The following is an 18511-nucleotide window of genomic DNA, read 5'->3' on the forward strand; positions in this document are numbered from 1 at the left end:
CAGAGAAGACTCCTGCTCAACGCAAACAACGACAGTCATCGCAAGCCGGAATTCTGTCGACGCTTTCACGCTGCGACGAGACACGAAATGTGGCGGCAGCTCTTATTGGGTAGCCTGAGCGACGTACTGTTCAATCATGGAGGACGAACATGAGAGCACTATTTCTTGGCGCAAGCCTTCTGCTGGCTGCAACACCGGCACTTCCTGCAAGCGTATTTCGCTGCACTGATCAATCCGGCCACGTCACGTTCAGCCAGCAAGGATGCCCTGAAGAACAAAGCCAACACCGCCAATCCGCCACCAGCCCGACACCCGGATCGGGAAAGGCGGTACCGATGGCACGCCCTCGCATCGGCAGTGACGCCAACCGTAAGGCACATGACACACTGGCCATCGTCGCGGAGAAGGAGGATGGCTGCGGCAATAGGGTCACCGGCAGCGATCGGCGCAGCGCAATCATCCGCAAACAGATCCGCGCCGGCATGACGCGTAGCGATGTGGAAAGCGCGCTAGGCCGGCCAGAGAGCGTAACCAGCAACAATGGCCGAGACCGCCTGCGCTTTCGTGATAGTAGCGGCCAGGTGCGCACCGTGACCTTCGATGAGCACGGCTGCGTGCTGGGCAGACGCTAACAGCGCTAAAACGAAAAAGGGCCTGCATTGCTGCAGGCCCTCTTCTTTGTTGGCGCACTCAGGAGGATTCGAACCTCCGACCGCTCGGTTCGTAGCCGAGTACTCTATCCAGCTGAGCTATGAGTGCGTAAGCGCTTGGTAGACCAGATCACTGCTGGTTACTTGAACGATCCTCATCACTGCGAATCATTCAAAATATGGCGCACTCAGGAGGATTCGAACCTCCGACCGCTCGGTTCGTAGCCGAGTACTCTATCCAGCTGAGCTATGAGTGCGCTGAGCGTGCGCATTATAGGGAGTTGAGATCGACGGTCAAGCACTTTGCCGATGCGCCTTCTATATGAAGGCAGGCTGTCGCGAGAACCAAAACCCTAGAACACAAAATGGCGGAGAAGGGGGGATTCGAACCCCCGACACCCTTTTGAGGTGTACTCCCTTAGCAGGGGAGCGCCTTCGGCCACTCGGCCACCTCTCCGCAACACGGGGCGCATCATACCCATCTTTACCCCGTTTGCAAACCAAAAATCACAGAAAAATTAGTGGCTTGGTTCCTGATCCTTCTCTTTCTGGATCCGTTGGTAAATCTCCTCGCGATGCACCGCCACCTCCTTGGGCGCGTTGACGCCGATACGTACTTGGTTTCCTTTCACACCCAACACGGTGACAGTCACATCGTCACCCACCATCAGGGTTTCTCCAACCCGGCGAGTCAGAATCAGCATTCCTTTCTCCTTAAACGGATTCAGTTCAGTAAACAGTCTGCAAAGATAAATACGGAAAATGTCCGTAAAACATTGAAGCTAGAGCCTTTCACCAGCTATTGACCCGTGCGCATGAACCTAAAGTTCCTTTTGTCACGACCCAATACGACAGAAGGCGCGGACTAGCGCGCCTTCTGCGATTCATTCCGCAGTATTGCCGGCGGGCGCATCGAGTTCGAATGCAGTATGCAAAGCGCGGACGGCAAGTTCGAGATACTTCTCCTCGATGACGACGGACACTTTGATTTCCGACGTGGAAATCATCTGGATGTTGATATTTTCCTTGGCCAAAGCCTCGAACATTCGGCTGGCTACGCCGGCGTGCGAGCGCATGCCTACACCCACAATGGAGACTTTGGCGATATCCGTGTCGCCGATGACCTCACGCGCGCCCATCTCCGATGCAATGCCCTGCAATACCTGCAACGCATTGTTGTAGTCATTGCGATGCACAGTGAAGGTGAAGTCTGTGGTGTTATCGTGCGCGACGTTCTGCACGATCATGTCCACTTCAACGTTCGCGGCGCTGATCGGCCCGAGTATCTTGAACGCCACACCGGGCGTGTCCGGCACCCCACGGATGGTCAGCTTGGCCTCGTCGCGGTTGAAAGCGATGCCGGAAATGATGGGCTGTTCCATGGATTCCTCTTCATCAAGGGTAATGAGGGTACCCGGACCCTCCTGAAAGCTGTGCAACACCCGCAGCGGGACGCTGTATTTTCCGGCGAATTCAACCGCGCGAATCTGCAGCACCTTGGAGCCGAGGCTGGCCATTTCCAGCATCTCCTCAAAGGTGATCTTGTCCAGTCGCTGAGCCTTCGCCACTACTCTGGGGTCGGTGGTGTAAACGCCGTCCACATCGGTATAGATTTGGCACTCATCGGCCTTCAACGCCGCGGCCAGCGCAACGCCGGTCGTGTCGGAGCCGCCACGACCCAAGGTAGTGATATTGCCCTTCTCGTCCACGCCCTGGAAGCCGGCGACCACGACAACGCGCCCAGCTTTTATATCTTGCTGGATGCGTTGGGCATCGATCTGCAGGATTCGCGCCTTGGTATGCGCGCTGTCGGTAACAATACGAACCTGGTTGCCAGTGTAGGACACTGCCGGAACGCCGCGCTTGATCAGCGCCATGGCCAGCAGGGCGATGGTCACCTGCTCGCCCGTGGACACCATGACGTCCAGCTCGCGCGGCACCGGCTGCTCACTGATCTGCTTGGCCAGATCGATCAGGCGGTTGGTTTCGCCGCTCATCGCCGAGACGACCACGACGATATCGTCGCCACCCTCGCGGAACCTTTTGACCTTCTCGGCCACCTGCTCGATCCGCTCGACGGTGCCGACCGAGGTGCCCCCAAACTTCTGTACGATCAAAGCCATTGTTAGCCGCCTAAAGCCCGAACGGGCGATCATTAAACATACAACGCCAAAAACTACCAAACGCCTATCACCAGCCAATGCTGGCGCGCTTGACCACTATCTGATGCAGTTCAGTTCAAAGCCCCTGCTCGGCGAACGGAAGGGCCAACGCCAGCACTTCGTCGAGCTTGGACGGCTCGCTGCCGCCGCCTTGTGCCATATCTGGACGGCCGCCGCCTTTCCCGCCCACCATGGCTGCGGCCTGCTTCATCAGGTCGCCAGCCTTCAAACGAGCGGTCAGGTCCTGGGTTACGCCCGCGACCAGCACCACCTTGTCGTCCTGAACGCCGCCCAAGAGTATGACCGCGCTGCCCAGCTTGTTCTTCAGCTGATCAACCAGCGCCAGCAAAGCCTTGCCGTCCAGCCCGTCCTGACGTGCGGCGAGCACGCGCACGCCCTTCACCTCGACCGCAGAGCCTGCAAGGTCGTTACCTGCAGCGCTGGCGGCTTTCGCCTTGAGCTGCTCGAGCTCCTTCTCCAGCTGGCGATTGCGCTCAAGGATGCCACCGAGCTTGTCCAGCAGATTGTCACGGCTACCCTTGACCAGGTTCGCCGCTTCTTTTAGCTGTTCCTCGGCAGCATTGAGGTAGGCCAGCGCAGGCGCTCCAGTGACCGCCTCGATACGACGCACCCCAGCAGCCACGCCGCCTTCACTGGTGATCTTGAACAGGCCGATGTCGCCAGTCCGGTTCACGTGAGTACCGCCGCACAACTCGACCGAAAAGCCGCCGCCCATGGTCAGGACCCGTACGGAGTCGCCGTACTTTTCGCCAAACAACGCCATCGCACCCTTGGCCTTAGCGGTATCGATATCGGTTTCCTCAATCTCCACCGCGGAATTGCGGCGAATCTCGGCGTTGACACGATCTTCCAGCGCACGCAGCTGTTCGGGCTTGATCGCCTCGAAGTGACTGAAGTCGAAACGCAGGCGCTGGCTGTCCACCAGCGAACCCTTCTGGCTCACATGCTCGCCGAGAATCTCCCGCAGCGCTGCGTGCAGCAAGTGAGTTGCCGAGTGGTTGAGCGCGGTAGCCTGGCGCACCGAGGCGTCGACCGTAGCCTCGACATCCGCACCTACGCGCAGCGTGCCGCTGTCGACGATGCCGTGATGCAGGAATGCACTGCCAGCCTTGCTGGTATCGCGGACATCGAAACGCAAGCCCTCAGTCGCCAGATAGCCACAGTCGCCGATCTGGCCGCCGGATTCGGCATAGAAGGGCGTCTGATCGAGCACCACGACGCCCTCTTCACCAGCGCTCAGGCTGTCGACCACCATGCCTTCCTTGAACAGCGCCAGGACCTTGCCGCTGCCCGACGTGCCCTGATAACCGATGAAGCGGGTTTCACCCTCCACCTTGACCAGGCTGTTGTAATCCATGCCGAAGGCGCTGGCAGAGCGCGCACGCTCGCGCTGGGCCTGCATTTCACGCTCGAAGCCGTCTTCGTCGAGGGTCAGATTGCGCTCGCGGGCGATATCACCGGTCAGATCGACCGGAAAGCCGTAGGTGTCATAAAGCTTGAACACCACATCGCCGGGTATGACGCTGCCGGTGAGCCCTGCCAGATCCTGTTCGAGGATCTTCAGACCCTGCTCCAGGGTCTTGGCGAACTGCTCTTCTTCGTTTTTCAGCACGCGCTCGATGTGCGCCTGCTGCTGCTTGAGCTCAGGGAAGGCCTCGCCCATCTCGGCAACGAGTGCGGCGACGATGCGGTGGAAGAAGCTGCCCTTAGCGCCCAGCTTGTTGCCGTGACGGCAAGCGCGGCGAACGATACGGCGCAGCACGTAGCCGCGGCCTTCGTTGGACGGTGTCACGCCATCGGCGATGAGGAAGCCGCAGGAGCGGATATGGTCAGCGACCACCTTCAGCGAAGCCTGGCCTTCGTTGGCGCAGCCAATGGCATCTGCCGCCGCGTTGAGCAGGCTCTGGAACAGGTCGATTTCATAGTTCGAGTTGACGTGCTGCAGGACCGCGCTGATGCGCTCCAGGCCCATGCCGGTGTCGACGCTCGGCGCCGGTAGCGGATGCATGACGCCATCGGCGGTGCGATTGAACTGCATGAACACGTTGTTCCAGATCTCGATGTAGCGATCGCCATCTTCCTCCGGCGAGCCGGGCGGACCGCCCCAGATGTGTTCGCCGTGGTCGAAGAAGATCTCGGTGCACGGGCCGCACGGACCGGTGTCACCCATCGCCCAGAAATTGTCCGACGCGTAAGGCGCGCCCTTGTTGTCACCAATACGCACCATGCGCTCAGCCGGCACGCCGACTTCCTTCGTCCAGATGTCGTAGGCCTCGTCGTCACTGGCATAGACAGTGACCCAGAGTTTTTCCTTGGGCAGGTTCAGCCACTTCTCGGAAGTGAGGAACTCCCAGGCGTAGGTGATGGCGTCGCGCTTGAAATAGTCGCCGAAACTGAAGTTGCCGAGCATCTCGAAGAAGGTGTGGTGACGCGCGGTGTATCCGACGTTTTCCAGGTCGTTGTGCTTGCCGCCGGCACGCACGCACTTCTGGCTGGTGGTGGCGCGCGTGTAGGCGCGCTTCTCCAGGCCGAGGAAGCAGTCCTTGAACTGGTTCATGCCGGCGTTGGTGAACAGCAGGGTCGGGTCGTTCGCCGGAATCAGCGAACTGGAGGCCACGCGTGTGTGGCCCTTCTCTTCGAAGAAGCGGAGGAAGGCTTCACGGATTTCTGCGCTTTTCATAGATTTCTTCCAGAGGACTGCGGCCGAACGGCTGCAAAACGACACGGCGAGGCGGGACCACCGAAAGCCGGTTCGCAACTACCCAAACGGATAGCCGGCAAAGGGCCGCATTATATCGGGCCTGCGCGCCGGGTATAGGGGATAAAGGCGATTGAATCAAGCAATTCGACGTCAGTTACGACGCATGTTTTCGGCAAATTCGGCGAACGCGCCGACCACCCGAGGCACATGCTCATCGTGCACATCCAAATGGGTGACCAGCCGCAGCCGCGCCGCAGGCGCCAGGCGGATGCCCCGCTGCGCGCAGAAGGTTGCCAGCGCCGTGGCTTGAGCCCCGAGATCAAGGTAGACCATGTTGGTCTGGACCGGCTCTACGGCAAAGCCGAGCGCTGCCAGCTCTTTGCCCAGCCAACTGGCACGCCGATGGTCTTCGGCCAATCGTTCGATGTTGTGCTCAAGCGCGTACAAGCCAGCAGCGGCGAGAACTCCGGCCTGACGCATGCCGCCGCCGACCATCTTGCGCAGGCGCCGAGCCCTGGCGATGAACGCCTCACTGCCGCACAGCACCGAGCCGACTGGCGCGCCGAGGCCCTTGGACAGGCAGACGGACACCGAATCGAAATGCCGGGTGATTTCACGCGCATCGCAACCTAGCTTCACTGCAGCGTTGAACAACCGCGCCCCATCCAGATGCAACGCCAGGTCGCGCTGGCGGGTGAACTCGCGCGCAGCGGCCAAATAGTCGAGCGGCAGCACCTTGCCCTGCATGGTGTTTTCCAGCGTCAGCAAACGGCTGCGGGCGAAGTGGAAATTGTCCGGCTTGATCGCTGCCTCGACGCGCGCCAGATCCAGCGTTCCGTCGGTTTCCATTTCGATCGGCTGGGGCTGGATCGAGCCGAGCACCGCGGCGCCGCCGCCCTCGTACTTATAAGTATGCGCTTGCTGCCCAACGATATATTCGTCGCCACGCTCGCAGTGCGCCATCAGCGCCAGCAGGTTGCTCATGGTGCCGGACGGCACGAACATTGCAGCGCTGAAGCCGAGATCCCCCGCCAGCTGCCGCTCAAGACGACTCACCGTCGGATCTTCACCGTAGACATCATCGCCGGTCTCGGCGCTGAGCATCGCCTCGCGCATCGCAGCGGTGGGCTGGGTCACGGTATCGCTGCGTAGATCGATGTCGTTCATGAAGCTACCTCTTCTACAAGCGGATCAGACCAGCAGCGAAGCGGGCACCGCGACTAGCGCAGCAGGCGCGTGTTGAGCACTTTCGAACCACCGCCCAGCAGCGTTTCGGTCATGGCGATGAAGTCATCGGTGCTGACCGCATCCATGCGCATCAGTCCACGACTCACATCATCGAGCGAATAACGGCTCTTGCTACGCTGGCGGATCTCTTTATCCAGCTCCTGCAACAGCAGTACGGCGCGCGCAGTCACCGGTCCAGTGGAGTTCTCGGTACGCAGACTGTCGACCTTGCGACTCCATTTGGTCAGATGCTCGCGCACCGCCTGGTAGCGGTCCTCACTCATGCCACCGGCGCGTCGCACCAACTCAATGGCGTAATACTCCGCCAGGCCCTCGCTGATCCAGTCGCTGCGATCGGTGTCCTTGATGCGGCTGAACACATGCACCAGCTCATGCACCAGCGAGCTGGTGCCGTTCTCGCTGACCAATGGGCGATCGGCATGCATGTAGAGGGAATTTGGTCCGGACAGCCCGCCGCGCCACATGGGATCGCCGGCGCCGACGATGAGCAGCTTGGCCGGGTCGCGGGGAAAGACACTCTGCACCTGAGGCCAGACGAAGGTGAGCATGGTCAGGATATCCATCCGGCGTACGCCCTCACCGACCGGCGCAGCGACGGTGACATCGGTTTCGCCCAGCTTGGCGCGGCGGGTGCCCAGTTTGCCCGCCAGCATCCAGCCAGTCGGGCGATCGAACAGGCGCTCAGGGTTGTCCACGCGAAAGCGGTTCTTGCCGATGCGCGGCCAGCCGGTTTCGATGCTCTTCCAGCCCTCGGGCAGCTCGAAGGTGATTCGCGATACCAGCTTCGTGCCGTCCACTTGATCGAGCCGCGCCGGCGGCACCAGATCATCGCCACGGAACAACGCCCAGTCACTGGTCATCCGCGCATCGAAGCGCCCGTTGTCACGCGGGTGGCTGATGCGCACGCGATAGCTGAGGCGCGCCTTCCCCGGAGCGGGTTGCCAGGTGCCCTGCTCCGGTGTTTCCTGCTGCCATTGGCCGTCGGCCTCGAAATCGCTGTAGTAACCCTCGTCACCCAGGCTGAACTGCAGACGACGAACCACCTCGCCCTTCTCCAGGATCAGCTGTACTACGGCCTGGTCTTCCTCTGGGAGAAAGCGCACGTGGTAGTCCAGGTCCACCGACTTGGCAGCCTGAGCCTGTGCGCCGGCAAGAAGAACTAGGGCAAACAGCGACAGCAGTCGAGCAAGCATCGAAGAGAACTCCACGGATCGATAAACGCGAGGGGGTGCCCGTCTTGAGACGATGCAAACGAGGCTTAGATTCAACCGGCACGAAAAATCAGGTGATCTTCCCAGTCTTCTTCGGCAACGCTGCCCTCGGCGAGCATCCTGCCTGATTGGGAAATCCGCTCGACATGAACGGCTTCGCGGTCACCGCAGACCAGATGATGCCAGAGCGGCAGATCCTTGCCCTCGGCCACCAGGCGATAAGCACAGGTTGGCGGCAGCCACTTGAACTGAGCGGCATCGGAGGCGCTCAGCTGGACGCAGTCCGGCACGCTCGCACGCCGGTTCGGATAGTCGCTGCACTGGCAAGTCTTCAGGTCGAGCAGCTTGCAGGCGATACGCGTGTAATACACGGCGCCGTCATCCTCGTCCTCGAGCTTCTGCAGACAACAGAGACCGCAGCCGTCGCACAGCGATTCCCATTCGACAGCGTCGAGTTCGGCGAGAGTTTTGCGCATCCAGAAGGGTTCGACTTTGGCCGCCATTTGACTGTCACTACCGATAAAACCGGCAAGTCTAGCCACTGGCAGAGGTCCGGCCAATAGCCGGCAGGCGGATGCGGCGGCCGCCCGCATGGCGGCGGACGGCCATACCCAGATTATTGCTTGTCGAGCATCTGCCGATGGCTACGCATTTGCTCGAGCATCTGTTCCATGTGCTGAATTCGCATGTCCAGCATCTCCTTGGACGGCGCGCCCATCATCCGGCCGCCCCCCATCGCGCCTGGCATCGCTTTGCCGCCTTGCTTGCCCATACCGGAGCCCGGCCCACCCATCGGGCAACCACCCATCGCCGCCATGCTGGACTGCATGCTTTGCCAGTGCTCGTCGCGCAGCTTCTGCCGCTCCTGCGGCGTCTTCGCCGACTGCCAGGCCTGCCGATGCTCCTGCATCTGCTGCCAGTGCTGCTGCCAGGCTGCGTTGTCGTCCGCAGGCGTTTGCTGGGCGCTGGCCGACATCGCCAGACCTAGCAGCAGGGAACCGACAATTAAAGAACGCGTTTTCATGAACCTTCTCCTTATGCATGTGCAGTCAGAAGAGAGTAGTTCCGATCCGCTTGCTGAACCTTGTCTTTAGTCAGTCCGGCAGTGGCGGATTTACATCGGATCGTTCATGCGCAGCAGCTCTTCGGGCAGGTGCTCGATGTAATCGTCTTCGGCCGGCGGCATCTGCAGGTGATACCCCTGCTCCTTGATATTAGCGAGCACCTTGGTGATGTCCTCGCGCGCCAGCTGGCGCTCGGGCGTGAGCACCATTTCGAAGGCCAGCTGTGGCGCACCGAAAGCGGCAATCAGCCCCTCGGGAACGCGCTTGAGCGCATCGCGCTTTTCCACATAGAGGTACATGCCGTCCTTGCGTGGGCTTTTGTAGATGGAGCAGATCAGCTTCATGGTCGTTTTTCCAGAACGTCAAGCAGGGCCTGCCCCATCCGTTCGCGGCGCCAGCCACGGAGCGAATCGGGCAGTTGATAGGGACCATCGGGGTATCCGCTTTTCAGCAACGCTTCGAGGGTTTTCTTGCGCAGCATCAGCTCCGGAGCGATATCAAGCGCATTCGCCTCGCGCTGACCGACCGCCCGCAGCTTTTTCAGTACGGCTGATACTTCCAGCGGCAAAGGCTCCGGCAGTGGCGCTGGCCAGTCCTGCTCGGGGGTTTCTGCCGCCCGGCTGATCATCTGCAGCAGCGCCTCGCCATCCTGACGTACCGTGCGCGGATGCATGTCTTCTATGCGCGCGAGGGTCACCAGGTCCCGTGGCTGGGTGCGCGCCAGCGGCCATAGACTGGCCTCGCGCAGGACACGATTGCGCGGCTGGTTGCGCGCTCGGGCCTGGCGCTCGCGCCAAGCGGTGAGCACCTTCAATACGGCCAACTGCTGAGGCTTCAGTCGCCAGGCCTGTTTCACCTCACGATAGGCCTCTTCCGGATCGGATTCGCGCTGCAGGTTAGCCACCAGCTCCGCCCCGTCCTCCAAGACCCAGGCCCGCTTGTCGTCGGAGAGCTTCGGCAACAGTGCCTCGTACAGCTCGGCCAGATGCTGCGCATCCTCGGCGGCGTATCGCACCTGCATGTCGTTCAAGGGTCGCTGCAGCCAATCCGAGCGCGTCTCACCCTTGGGCAGCTCGATGCCAAGCACGGCCTGCACCAGCCGCGAGTAGCCCATGGAGAAGCCGATGTTCAGGTAGCCGGCAGCCAGCTGAGTGTCGAACAGCGGCAGCGGCAGGCTACCGGTCAGACGCAGCAACACCTCGAGGTCTTCGCTGCACGCGTGAAGCACTTTCACCACCGCCGGGTCTTGCAGCAACGCGGCGAACGCGGACCAATCGCGCACCGCCAGCGGGTCGATCAGGTAGGCGCGCCGCCCGTCACCAACCTGCACCAGCCCGGCAATGGGATAGAAGGTATCGACCCTCATGAATTCAGTGTCCACTGCCACATAAGGCAGCTGGCGCCATTCGGCGCATAGGCGGGTCAGATGCTCATCATCCAGAACCCATTGAGTTTCGATGGCCACACGGCCCTCCTTATTCGGCTGACGACCGGCGCGCGGCCGAACGAGTCGCGCAGTATATATCGAGCACCCGACCGGCCGGAGCATTCATGGCCGGCGCGCACACTGGTAGTGTTGACCGACAACCGTTCCGGAGCCGTTTGATGCCTCTCGCCCAACTCATTACCGCCACCGAGCTTACCCAGCGTCTGGATGAGCCCGACCTGCTGATCCTCGATTGCCGCTTCGCGCTGGAGGATCCGGCCTATGGAGAACGCAGTTATCAGCAAGGACACATCCCCGGTGCCCACTACGCCGATCTGGAAAAGGACTTGTCCGACGAGGTGGTCCCCGGCGTGACTGGCAGACATCCCCTGCCCGACCCACAGCGGTTGCTGACACGCCTGCAGCAGTGCGGCCTCGATGAGCACAGCGACGTGGTGCTCTATGACGACGGGCCCGGCGCATTTGCTGCGCGGGCGTGGTGGCTGTTGGTTTGGCTGGGTAAACGCGACGGCATCTACCTGCTCGACGGCGGATTGAAAGCCTGGCGGGAAGCCGGACAGCCGCTGGACGACGCGATCCCGACCAACGAGCCCGGCAGTTTTTCCGGAATGCCCGATAGCGGCATGACTGTAGACGCAACCTGGCTGCAGGATCACCTGGAAAGCACAACGCTGACGATGCTCGACGCCCGCGCCCTACCGCGATTCCTCGGCGAGGTAGAGCCCATCGACCCGGTAGCCGGGCATATTCCCGGCGCGCTCTGTGCACCGTTTACCGAGAACCTGGACAACACTGGCTGTTTCCTTTCGCCAGAACAGCTACAGCAGAGGTTCGCTCTGCTATTCGGCAGCAGGTCGCCTGAAGCCGCTGTGGCCTATTGCGGCTCAGGCGTCACGGCCTGCCACAACCTCTTCGCGCTGTGCCTGGCCAGATACCCGCTGGCGAAGCTGTATCCAGGGTCCTGGAGCGAATGGATTACTGATCCGACCCGACCGCGCGGCTGATATGCGGACCACGCTGCGCGTGATGCGCAGCGTGGCTAATGAGTCAGAAAGCGCCCAAGTAGTTTTCTCCGAAGTTACATTTGTTTTCACAACCGTTAGTCGCCATCTTTACGAAAAATTGCAATTCATTGTCTTGCTACCTGTCCGAGAAAGTTGCTAGGTTCCGACCCGCTTTTATCCCGGAGTAGTAGAACAATGAAAACAACATGGTTGAAGACCGCTCTCGCGGTAGCCGTAGGCGCCCTGTCCAGCCAGGCCATGGCCGCCGGTTTCGCCCTTAACGAGCAAAGCATCAGCGGCATGGGCACCTCTTTTGCGGGCCGCTCATCTTCCGCCGACGACGCCACCACCCTGTTCGGCAACCCGGCCGGCATGTCCCGCCTGAAGCGCGAAGAAGTCAGCTTCGGCATGGCAGCGATTCATGCGAAGACGGATATAAAGAACAACTCGGGTTCGTTCTCTGGGCCGGCCCTGGGCGGCAATACGGTGCCCTACAGCGGTAGCAATGACGGAGACATGGTTCCGTTCACCGCAGTGCCGATGGGCTATTACGTCAAGCCGATCGACGACAAGTGGGCTGTTGGTGTGGGCGTGTATGTCCCGTTCGGCCTGGTCACCGATTATGAAAGCGGCTACCAGGGACGCTATTTCGGCGACTACAGCGAAGTCAGCGTGATCACCGTACAACCAACTATCAGCTACCGTTTCAACGACAAGCTGTCGGTAGGTTTCGGGCCGACCATCAACCGTATCGAAGGTGAACTGCAAAGCACTTCGCCAAACCCTGTCGGCCCGCTGGGCTCCAACGACGGGCGTGTGAAAGTTACCGGTAATGACACGGCGCTGGGCTTCAACGCCGGTGTCCTTTACGAGTTCACCCCGCAAACCCGTGCGGGTGTCACCTACCACTCCAAGGTCGCCTACAAACTGGAGGGTGACACCAAGCTTTCCGGGGGCAGCTTCGATCTGACCGGAGCGGCCGGCAAATACGACGCCTCCCTCGATCTCGACACCCCGGAGTCGGTGGATGTCTCGCTGACTCATGAGCTCAACGACCAATGGACGTTGTATGGCGGTGCCATGTGGACACGCTGGAGCCGCTTCGAAGCCATCATCATCGAAAACGACGGCATTCCTGGCCCGCTGCAAGGCAACCTTGCGCCCATCGTCGAAGAGCAGGATTGGCATGACACCTGGTCTTACGCCATCGGCGCAGCCTACAAGCTGAACCGTGAGTGGACCCTGCGTACCGGCCTAGCTTTCGACCAGAGCCCGACCAACAACCTGCATCGTTCGCCGCGCATTCCGACTGGCGACCGCACCGCGATCAGCTTCGGCCTGGCCTGGAGTCCAAGTGACGACGTCACCGTGGATCTGGCCTACTCCTATCTGCGGGAGGAAGAAGTGGACATCAACCGTAGCCGCACCTATCAGGGCGGCGCCCTTGAAGCGAACTACGATTCGACCTTCAAGAACCGCGCCCACGGCTTCGGCGCAGCTCTGAGCTACCGCTTCTAACGTAGCAATGACAAAAAAGCCCCGGTTCGCCGGGGCTTTTTCGTTCTAGCGCGCCAACGCCTTTTCCACCGCCGCGATCACCCGCGGATCATCCGGCTTCACCTTGCTGGAAAAATGCGCGACGACGCGGCCCTGCCGGTCGACCACGTATTTGTAGAAGTTCCAGCGCGGCGCTGCTCCGGCCTGTTCGGCCAGGTCACGAAACAGTGGCGTAGCGTCTCGCCCGCGTACCGGCTGGGTCTGGGTCATGGTGAAAGTCACGCCATAGTTCACGTAACAGACCTCGGCCGTCTCGGCCTCATCATCGGCCTCTTGGAAAAAATCGTCCGACGGCACGCCCAGTACCTCCAGCCCATCATCCTTGTAACGCTGATACAGCGCTTCGAGACCTTTGAACTGCCCGGTAAACCCACAATGGCTGGCAGTGTTGACCACCACCAATGCCTTGCCTTGAAAAGCACTGCACAGATCGACCGTTTCCTTGGAACGCAGCTTGGGCATCTCGTGCTGCAACAGCGCCGGGCATTCGGCAGCGACTACCGAGGCGCTGGCAAAGACCAGCATCAGTGCCGCCAGTGGACGAGTGATATTCATGGCCGTTTCTCCGCTCGTGGGCCCACCACGCTACCCCGCGGCCTTGGTCACGACAATGCCTGTGCGTGTCGAAGCGCGTCCGGTCAATCACAGTCTGGTAAAACTGCAATATGATGCGGCCAGCCGCTCTGCACCAAACGAGGCCGTATGCCCCTTTCTCTACTGTTGCGTTACTCCGTTGCGCTGCTTTTGCTGCCAGTCGGCAATGCGTTTGCCGAGCAGGTTCAGGTTGCGGTCGCCTCCAATTTCACTGCTCCAATGCAGGAAATTGCCGTGCGTTTCGAGCGCGACACCGGCCATCAGGCGCGCCTCGCCTTTGGCGCAAGTGGCAAGTTCTATGCGCAGATTCGCAATGGCGCGCCATTCGAGGTGCTGCTTTCAGCGGATGACACCACGCCGCAACGGCTTGAGCAGGAAGGCGCGGCCGTACGCGGCAGCCGCTTCACCTATGCCGTAGGGCGGCTAGTGCTGTGGTCGCCGGTATCCAGGTGGGTCAAGGATGGCCCTGCGCAACTGAAGGCCGGCGATTTCCGTCACCTCGCCGTGGCCAACCCGAAGACCGCGCCCTATGGCGCTGCCGCCGTGGCCACACTGGAGCAGCTCGGCCTTGCCGAAACGCTCCGCGGTCGATTGGTGCAGGGTGAAAACATCGCCCAGACCTACCAGTTCGTCGCCAGCGGCAACGCACAACTGGGGTTCGTTGCGCTGTCTCAGGTGGCGAAGGATGGCGAGATCACCACCGGTTCCGGCTGGATCGTGCCCACCGACTATCACGCGCCGATTCGTCAGGACGCCGTACTGCTGACCAAGGGCAAGGACAATCCGGCTGCCAAGGCTTTGATGGTTTACCTGGCCCAGCCGCAGATCCGCGAGCTGATCCAGTCCTACGGCTACGGGCTGGAGTAGCCGCATGCCGCTGGACAGCGTCGACCTGGCAGCAATCTGGCTGACCTTCAAACTGGCCAGCGTGACCACGCTGATCCTGCTGCTGATCGGCACACCCATCGCCTGGTGGCTGGCGCGCACCCCTTCGCGCATGAAGGGCCCAATCGGGGCCGTGGTCGCGCTGCCGCTGGTGCTGCCGCCGACGGTGCTCGGCTTCTACCTGCTGGTGGCCATGGGGCCCAACGGTTTCATCGGCCAGTTCACCCAGAGCCTTGGTCTGGGCACCCTGCCCTTCACCTTTGCCGGATTGGTGGTCGGCTCGGTGTTCTACTCGCTGCCGTTCGTGGTGCAGCCCTTGCAAAATGCCTTCGAAGCCATTGGCGAGCGGCCCCTGGAAGCCGCCGCCACGCTACGCGCCAGTCCCTGGGACACCTTCTTTAGCGTGGTGCTGCCACTCGCCCGCCCCGGCTTCATCACGGCCAGCATCCTTGGTTTTGCGCATACCGTCGGAGAGTTCGGCGTGGTGCTGATGATCGGCGGCAACATTCCGGGCCAGACGCGCGTGGTGTCGGTACAGATCTACGACCATGTCGAAGCCATGGAGTATGCCCAGGCGCACTGGCTGGCCGGCGGCATGCTGCTGTTCTCCTTCCTGGTGCTCTTGGTGCTGTATGGCAGCCGACTGAAGCAAGGGTGGCGCGGATGAGCGACGCTGCAACCCACAGCGGAATCCAGGCACGCTTTCGCCTCGACTACGCCGACTTCAGCCTGGATGTCGATCTGCAGCTTCCCGGCCGCGGAGTGACCGCGCTGTTCGGTCACTCCGGATCGGGCAAAACCACCCTGCTGCGCTGCGTAGCGGGCCTGGAACGTTCAGGCCAGGGCGAGCTGACCGTCAATGGCGAACGTTGGCAGAACAGCGCGCGGAACCTGTTCGTGCCACCGCATCGCCGCTCCATCGGTTATGTGTTTCAAGAGGCGAATCTGTTCACGCACCTTTCCGTGCGACGCAATCTGGAATTCGGCATGCGCCGCGTGGCGGCAGCGCAGCGCCGTGTAGCGCTGGAACAAGCGGTGGAACTGCTGGGTATCGATCATCTGCTCGAACGCATGCCCGACCGGCTGTCCGGCGGCGAACGCCAGCGCGTCGGCATCGCCCGTGCACTGCTGACCAGCCCGCGCCTGCTGCTGATGGACGAGCCGCTGGCAGCGCTCGATCTCAAGCGCAAGAGCGAGATTCTGCCTTATCTGGAACGCCTGCATGACGAGCTGGATATCCCAGTGCTCTACGTCAGCCACTCGCCGGACGAAGTGGCGCGGCTGGCCGACCACGTGGTGCTGCTGGAGCAGGGCCGCACCATCGCCCAGGGCGAACTGCGCGAGACGCTGGCCCGGCTGGACCTGCCGACCGCCTTCAGCGACGACGCCGGTGTGGTGATCGAAGGCGAGATTGCCGGACATGATGCCGAGTACCACCTGACCCGGCTGAGCTTTTCCGGCGGCGAAGTGCTGGTCTCGCAGCGTCCGGAAGCCCTGGGCCAGCGCCTGCGCTTTCGTGTGCACGCCCGCGACGTGAGCTTGGCGCTGCAGCGCGCCGAAGGCAGCAGCATCACCAATCTGCTCCCCGCTCGGGTCGAGGCGATGGTCGCGGCCGATACCCCCGCGCACGTGCTGGTGCGCCTCGATGCCGGTGGCACGCCGCTGCTGGCACGCATCACCCGACGCTCGGCCGATCAGTTGGCCATTACGCCCGGTCAGGCGCTTTGGGCGCAGATCAAGACGGTGGCGCTGCTGGGCTGAGGCGGGTCAACTCTCGGCCGGTTCCGGCAGCTTGGCGATCACCTTGATCTCGAACTGGAAGCCGTAAAGCCAGGTGACCCCAACGGCCGTCAGCGTCGGATGCGGCGCAGCGCCCCAGTATTCGGGCACGACGCTCCAGACCCGCTCGAAGATCGCTTGCGGATCGACCATGAACACGGTGACGTCGATGACATCGTCGAACGTACAACCCGCCGCCTGCAGGATCGCGTTCAGGTTATCGAACGCGCGCCGCACCTGTGCCTCCAGCTCCGGTTCGGGTGAGCCGTCCTCGCGGCTGCCGACCTGGCCGGAGACGAACAGCAAGCCATTGGCACGGATGGCCGGAGAATAACGATTGCGCTCGTAGAGCGCCTGGCGGCCAGGCGGAAAAACAACGTCACGCGGTGTCATGTGCAACCTCCAGCAAGGGTCGGAGCGACCCGTTGAATGAAGGCCTCACTGTAGAAGTCGCAAAGCGCTGGATAAACGCGCCAGGCCGCTCAACACTATTTGTGTAATCCAAACAATCCGCGGGAGTTCAGATGGACCGTTTCGATGCGATGCAGGCCTTCGTTCGCGTGGTGGAGACCGGCAGCTTCACCAAGGCCGCCGAGACCCTGCGCATCAGCAAGACCAGCGTCACCCAGCAGGTCCAGCAACTCGAGGCGCGGCTTCGCGTCAGGCTGCTCAACCGCACCACGCGCAAGGTCAACGTCACCGCCGACGGTGCGGCCTATTACGAGCGCGCCCTGCGCCTGCTGGCGGATCTGGACGACGCCGAAACCAGTCTGTCCGCCGCTGCGGCAGTACCGCGAGGACGCTTGCGCGTGGACGTCCCCAGCCCACTGGCGCTGATGATCCTGATTCCGGCATTGCCGGACTTTTATGCGAAGTATCCGGACATCCAGCTGGACATGGGCGTCAGCGACCGGCGGGTGGACCTGATCGGGGAGAATGTGGACTGCGTGGTGCGCGGTGGCGAAATCACCGACCAGTCACTGATCGCCCGCCACGTTGGCGACCTACGCCTTGGCGTCTACGCGGCCCCTGGCTACCTCGAACGCGCCGGCATACCGACACACCCGAGCGAGCTGGAAAACAGCCACCACCGTGTCGTCGGCTTTCTCTGGGCGCGCACCGGCAAACCCACACCGTACGTCATGCAGCGGCAGGACGAGCAGGTTCAGGTACACGGCCGCTATGCGCTTGCCGTGGACGACGGCAATGCCTGTCTGGCCGCGGGGCTGGCTGGGCTGGGCATCATCTGGCTGCCGGAGTACATGGTCAGAACTCACCTGGCCAACGGCGAGCTGTTGCCACTTCTGCAAGACTGGCGACTCGATGAAATGCCGCTTTACCTGGCGTTCCCGCCGAATCGACATGTCAGCGCCAAGCTGCGGGTGTTCATCGATTGGGTCATCGAGCTGATGGCGCAGCATGCACCCGTGCTCGACCGTCGACCGGTAGCCGACCACTAGAGCTGCAGGGCCAGCCCTACCAATACCGTGCACTCCACCAGCTCCAGCAGCGCGCCGGCGGTATCGCCGGTGGTGCCGCCGAGTCGGCGCAACATGGCGCGACGCGCCAGCATAAACGTCACCGCAGCCAACGACAGGGCGATCAGCCCGCTGCTGCCGAACAGCAGGCATCCGATTGCTACCAGGAGCAGAACGCCCTTCGCCCAAGTGCGCGGCAGATTCGTTGCCAAAGCATGGCCAAGGCCATTAGGCCGCACGTACGGCGTGCCAAGAAACAGCGCCAGCAGCGCCGCGCGACCCAACAGAGGCGCCAACAGAAGCGCCACATAGTGCTGGGCCTGCAACAAAGCCAGCAGCGCCGCGAACTTGAGTAGCAACAGCAGCACCAGGACCACCACGGCCACCGGACCGCTGCGCGGGTCCTTCATGATTTGCAGCGTGCGCTCGCGGTCGCCGAACCCGCCCAGCCACGCGTCGGCGCTGTCGGCTAGGCCATCGAGGTGCAAGGCGCCGGTCAGCGCAACCCAGAGGGTGAGGAGCAAGGCCGCCTGTAACAACGGTGCAGTCCCATCCAGCACAAACGCTGCCAGACAGAGCAACGCGCCGAGCAACAGACCAACCACCGGGTAATACAGCAACGATCGCCCCTGCTGCTCGGGCTCCGGCATTGCCGGCAAGCGGATCGACAGGCTGGTGAGAAATTGCAGGGCGATCAATAGCGGCAGCAT

The 18511-nt window shown here is 61.8% G+C and carries 19 protein-coding genes and 3 tRNA genes; 7 read left to right on the top strand and 15 right to left on the bottom strand.

From position 1 onward, the window contains the following. Window positions 1-149 precede the first annotated feature (149 nt). Window positions 150-632, top strand: coding sequence for a DUF4124 domain-containing protein (locus tag UIB01_RS14865; RefSeq protein ID WP_038662078.1), 483 nt, complete (start codon window positions 150-152; stop codon window positions 630-632). Window positions 633-682: 50 nt separating this feature from the next. Here the strand turns inward: UIB01_RS14865 and UIB01_RS14870 are convergent. The 12 genes from UIB01_RS14870 to rnd all read right to left on the bottom strand — a co-directional run bounded on the left by UIB01_RS14870 (window position 683) and on the right by rnd (window position 10522). Then, window positions 683-759: transfer RNA gene (locus UIB01_RS14870), tRNA-Arg, on the bottom strand. A gap of 71 nt (window positions 760-830) precedes the next feature. Further along, window positions 831-907: transfer RNA gene (locus UIB01_RS14875), tRNA-Arg, on the bottom strand. Between the two features lie 109 nt (window positions 908-1016). Beyond that, window positions 1017-1107: transfer RNA gene (locus UIB01_RS14880), tRNA-Ser, on the bottom strand. Between the two features lie 61 nt (window positions 1108-1168). Further along, window positions 1169-1354 (bottom strand): carbon storage regulator CsrA, encoded by a 186-nt coding sequence (gene csrA / locus UIB01_RS14885; RefSeq protein ID WP_003283978.1) that lies wholly within the window; start codon window positions 1352-1354, stop codon window positions 1169-1171. Between the two features lie 180 nt (window positions 1355-1534). Then, window positions 1535-2773, bottom strand: a complete 1239-nt coding sequence (locus tag UIB01_RS14890) for an aspartate kinase (RefSeq protein ID WP_038662081.1) — start codon at window positions 2771-2773, stop codon at window positions 1535-1537. Window positions 2774-2888: 115 nt separating this feature from the next. After that, window positions 2889-5513 carry an alanine--tRNA ligase gene (gene alaS / locus UIB01_RS14895; protein ID WP_038662084.1) on the bottom strand — a complete coding sequence of 875 codons (2625 nt, stop codon included), beginning with the start codon at window positions 5511-5513 and terminating at the stop codon, window positions 2889-2891. Between the two features lie 171 nt (window positions 5514-5684). Beyond that, window positions 5685-6701, bottom strand: coding sequence for a low-specificity L-threonine aldolase (gene ltaE, locus UIB01_RS14900; RefSeq protein ID WP_038662087.1), 1017 nt, complete (start codon window positions 6699-6701; stop codon window positions 5685-5687). Between the two features lie 53 nt (window positions 6702-6754). Next, complete coding sequence (locus UIB01_RS14905) at window positions 6755-7975, bottom strand: M61 metallopeptidase family protein (RefSeq protein WP_038662090.1); 1221 nt, start codon at window positions 7973-7975, stop codon at window positions 6755-6757. Window positions 7976-8046: 71 nt separating this feature from the next. Continuing rightward, window positions 8047-8496, bottom strand: a complete 450-nt coding sequence (locus UIB01_RS14910) for a YcgN family cysteine cluster protein (protein WP_038662093.1) — start codon at window positions 8494-8496, stop codon at window positions 8047-8049. Between the two features lie 113 nt (window positions 8497-8609). Beyond that, complete coding sequence (locus tag UIB01_RS14915) at window positions 8610-9017, bottom strand: hypothetical protein (RefSeq protein ID WP_038662096.1); 408 nt, start codon at window positions 9015-9017, stop codon at window positions 8610-8612. A 90-nt stretch (window positions 9018-9107) separates the two neighbouring features. Then, complete coding sequence (locus tag UIB01_RS14920) at window positions 9108-9401, bottom strand: YcgL domain-containing protein (protein ID WP_015277738.1); 294 nt, start codon at window positions 9399-9401, stop codon at window positions 9108-9110. Beyond that, window positions 9398-10522, bottom strand: coding sequence for a ribonuclease D (gene rnd, locus UIB01_RS14925; protein WP_038662098.1), 1125 nt, complete (start codon window positions 10520-10522; stop codon window positions 9398-9400). The genes UIB01_RS14920 and rnd overlap by 4 nt, the downstream gene beginning before the upstream one ends. 140 nt (window positions 10523-10662) lie before the next feature. Here rnd and UIB01_RS14930 point away from each other — a divergent pair, with 140 nt between their 5' ends. Continuing rightward, a complete protein-coding gene (locus UIB01_RS14930; RefSeq protein WP_038662101.1) occupies window positions 10663-11508 on the top strand; it encodes a sulfurtransferase in 846 nt (281 codons plus the stop codon). 195 nt (window positions 11509-11703) lie between these two features. Further along, the gene (locus UIB01_RS14935; RefSeq protein ID WP_038662105.1) at window positions 11704-13026 is read left to right on the top strand and encodes an OmpP1/FadL family transporter; all 1323 of its coding nucleotides are present in this window, start codon (window positions 11704-11706) and stop codon (window positions 13024-13026) included. Window positions 13027-13071: 45 nt separating this feature from the next. Here UIB01_RS14935 and UIB01_RS14940 read toward each other — a convergent pair whose 3' ends face one another. Further along, window positions 13072-13620, bottom strand: coding sequence for a glutathione peroxidase (locus tag UIB01_RS14940; RefSeq protein ID WP_038662108.1), 549 nt, complete (start codon window positions 13618-13620; stop codon window positions 13072-13074). A gap of 147 nt (window positions 13621-13767) precedes the next feature. Between UIB01_RS14940 and modA the strand changes: the two genes are divergently transcribed. From modA to modC, 3 genes are read left to right on the top strand one after another with little or no spacing between them, the layout of a single operon-like run. After that, entirely contained in the window at window positions 13768-14526 is a 759-nt protein-coding gene (modA, locus tag UIB01_RS14945) for a molybdate ABC transporter substrate-binding protein (protein ID WP_038662111.1), read from the top strand. Between the two features lie 4 nt (window positions 14527-14530). Beyond that, window positions 14531-15211 carry a molybdate ABC transporter permease subunit gene (gene modB / locus UIB01_RS14950; protein WP_038662114.1) on the top strand — a complete coding sequence of 227 codons (681 nt, stop codon included), beginning with the start codon at window positions 14531-14533 and terminating at the stop codon, window positions 15209-15211. Next, window positions 15208-16305, top strand: a complete 1098-nt coding sequence (gene modC, locus UIB01_RS14955; RefSeq protein ID WP_038662117.1) for a molybdenum ABC transporter ATP-binding protein — start codon at window positions 15208-15210, stop codon at window positions 16303-16305. Before modB ends, modC begins: the two co-directional genes overlap by 4 nt. Before the next feature lie 6 nt (window positions 16306-16311). On the opposite strand, the gene UIB01_RS14960 is transcribed toward modC, so the two are convergent. Next, window positions 16312-16716, bottom strand: coding sequence for a RidA family protein (locus UIB01_RS14960; protein ID WP_038662120.1), 405 nt, complete (start codon window positions 16714-16716; stop codon window positions 16312-16314). Window positions 16717-16847: 131 nt separating this feature from the next. Between UIB01_RS14960 and UIB01_RS14965 the strand changes: the two genes are divergently transcribed. Then, the gene (locus UIB01_RS14965) at window positions 16848-17783 is read left to right on the top strand and encodes a LysR family transcriptional regulator (RefSeq protein WP_038662124.1); all 936 of its coding nucleotides are present in this window, start codon (window positions 16848-16850) and stop codon (window positions 17781-17783) included. Here UIB01_RS14965 and UIB01_RS14970 read toward each other — a convergent pair. After that, window positions 17780-18511, bottom strand: coding sequence for an adenosylcobinamide-GDP ribazoletransferase (locus tag UIB01_RS14970; RefSeq protein ID WP_038662127.1), 732 nt, complete (start codon window positions 18509-18511; stop codon window positions 17780-17782). The genes UIB01_RS14965 and UIB01_RS14970 overlap by 4 nt on opposite strands.

Origin of the sequence: Stutzerimonas decontaminans, assembly GCF_000661915.1 — a bacterium.
GTDB lineage: Bacteria > Pseudomonadota > Gammaproteobacteria > Pseudomonadales > Pseudomonadaceae > Stutzerimonas > Stutzerimonas decontaminans.

Excerpts from the sequence above, each read along its gene's own strand:
- UIB01_RS14865 (WP_038662078.1), top strand. The coding sequence starts at position 150 with ATGAGAGCACTATTTCTTGGCGCAAGCCTTCTGCTGGCTGCAACACCG.
- csrA (WP_003283978.1), bottom strand. The coding sequence starts at position 1,354 with ATGCTGATTCTGACTCGCCGGGTTGGAGAAACCCTGATGGTGGGTGAC.
- UIB01_RS14890 (WP_038662081.1), bottom strand. The coding sequence starts at position 2,773 with ATGGCTTTGATCGTACAGAAGTTTGGGGGCACCTCGGTCGGCACCGTC.
- alaS (WP_038662084.1), bottom strand. The coding sequence starts at position 5,513 with ATGAAAAGCGCAGAAATCCGTGAAGCCTTCCTCCGCTTCTTCGAAGAG.
- ltaE (WP_038662087.1), bottom strand. The coding sequence starts at position 6,701 with ATGAACGACATCGATCTACGCAGCGATACCGTGACCCAGCCCACCGCT.
- UIB01_RS14905 (WP_038662090.1), bottom strand. The coding sequence starts at position 7,975 with ATGCTTGCTCGACTGCTGTCGCTGTTTGCCCTAGTTCTTCTTGCCGGC.
- UIB01_RS14910 (WP_038662093.1), bottom strand. The coding sequence starts at position 8,496 with ATGGCGGCCAAAGTCGAACCCTTCTGGATGCGCAAAACTCTCGCCGAA.
- UIB01_RS14915 (WP_038662096.1), bottom strand. The coding sequence starts at position 9,017 with ATGAAAACGCGTTCTTTAATTGTCGGTTCCCTGCTGCTAGGTCTGGCG.
- UIB01_RS14920 (WP_015277738.1), bottom strand. The coding sequence starts at position 9,401 with ATGAAGCTGATCTGCTCCATCTACAAAAGCCCACGCAAGGACGGCATG.
- UIB01_RS14930 (WP_038662101.1), top strand. The coding sequence starts at position 10,663 with ATGCCTCTCGCCCAACTCATTACCGCCACCGAGCTTACCCAGCGTCTG.
- UIB01_RS14935 (WP_038662105.1), top strand. The coding sequence starts at position 11,704 with ATGAAAACAACATGGTTGAAGACCGCTCTCGCGGTAGCCGTAGGCGCC.
- UIB01_RS14940 (WP_038662108.1), bottom strand. The coding sequence starts at position 13,620 with ATGAATATCACTCGTCCACTGGCGGCACTGATGCTGGTCTTTGCCAGC.
- modA (WP_038662111.1), top strand. The coding sequence starts at position 13,768 with ATGCCCCTTTCTCTACTGTTGCGTTACTCCGTTGCGCTGCTTTTGCTG.
- modB (WP_038662114.1), top strand. The coding sequence starts at position 14,531 with ATGCCGCTGGACAGCGTCGACCTGGCAGCAATCTGGCTGACCTTCAAA.
- modC (WP_038662117.1), top strand. The coding sequence starts at position 15,208 with ATGAGCGACGCTGCAACCCACAGCGGAATCCAGGCACGCTTTCGCCTC.
- UIB01_RS14960 (WP_038662120.1), bottom strand. The coding sequence starts at position 16,716 with ATGACACCGCGTGACGTTGTTTTTCCGCCTGGCCGCCAGGCGCTCTAC.
- UIB01_RS14965 (WP_038662124.1), top strand. The coding sequence starts at position 16,848 with ATGGACCGTTTCGATGCGATGCAGGCCTTCGTTCGCGTGGTGGAGACC.
- UIB01_RS14970 (WP_038662127.1), bottom strand. The coding sequence starts at position 18,511 with ATGCTGCCGCTATTGATCGCCCTGCAATTTCTCACCAGCCTGTCGATC.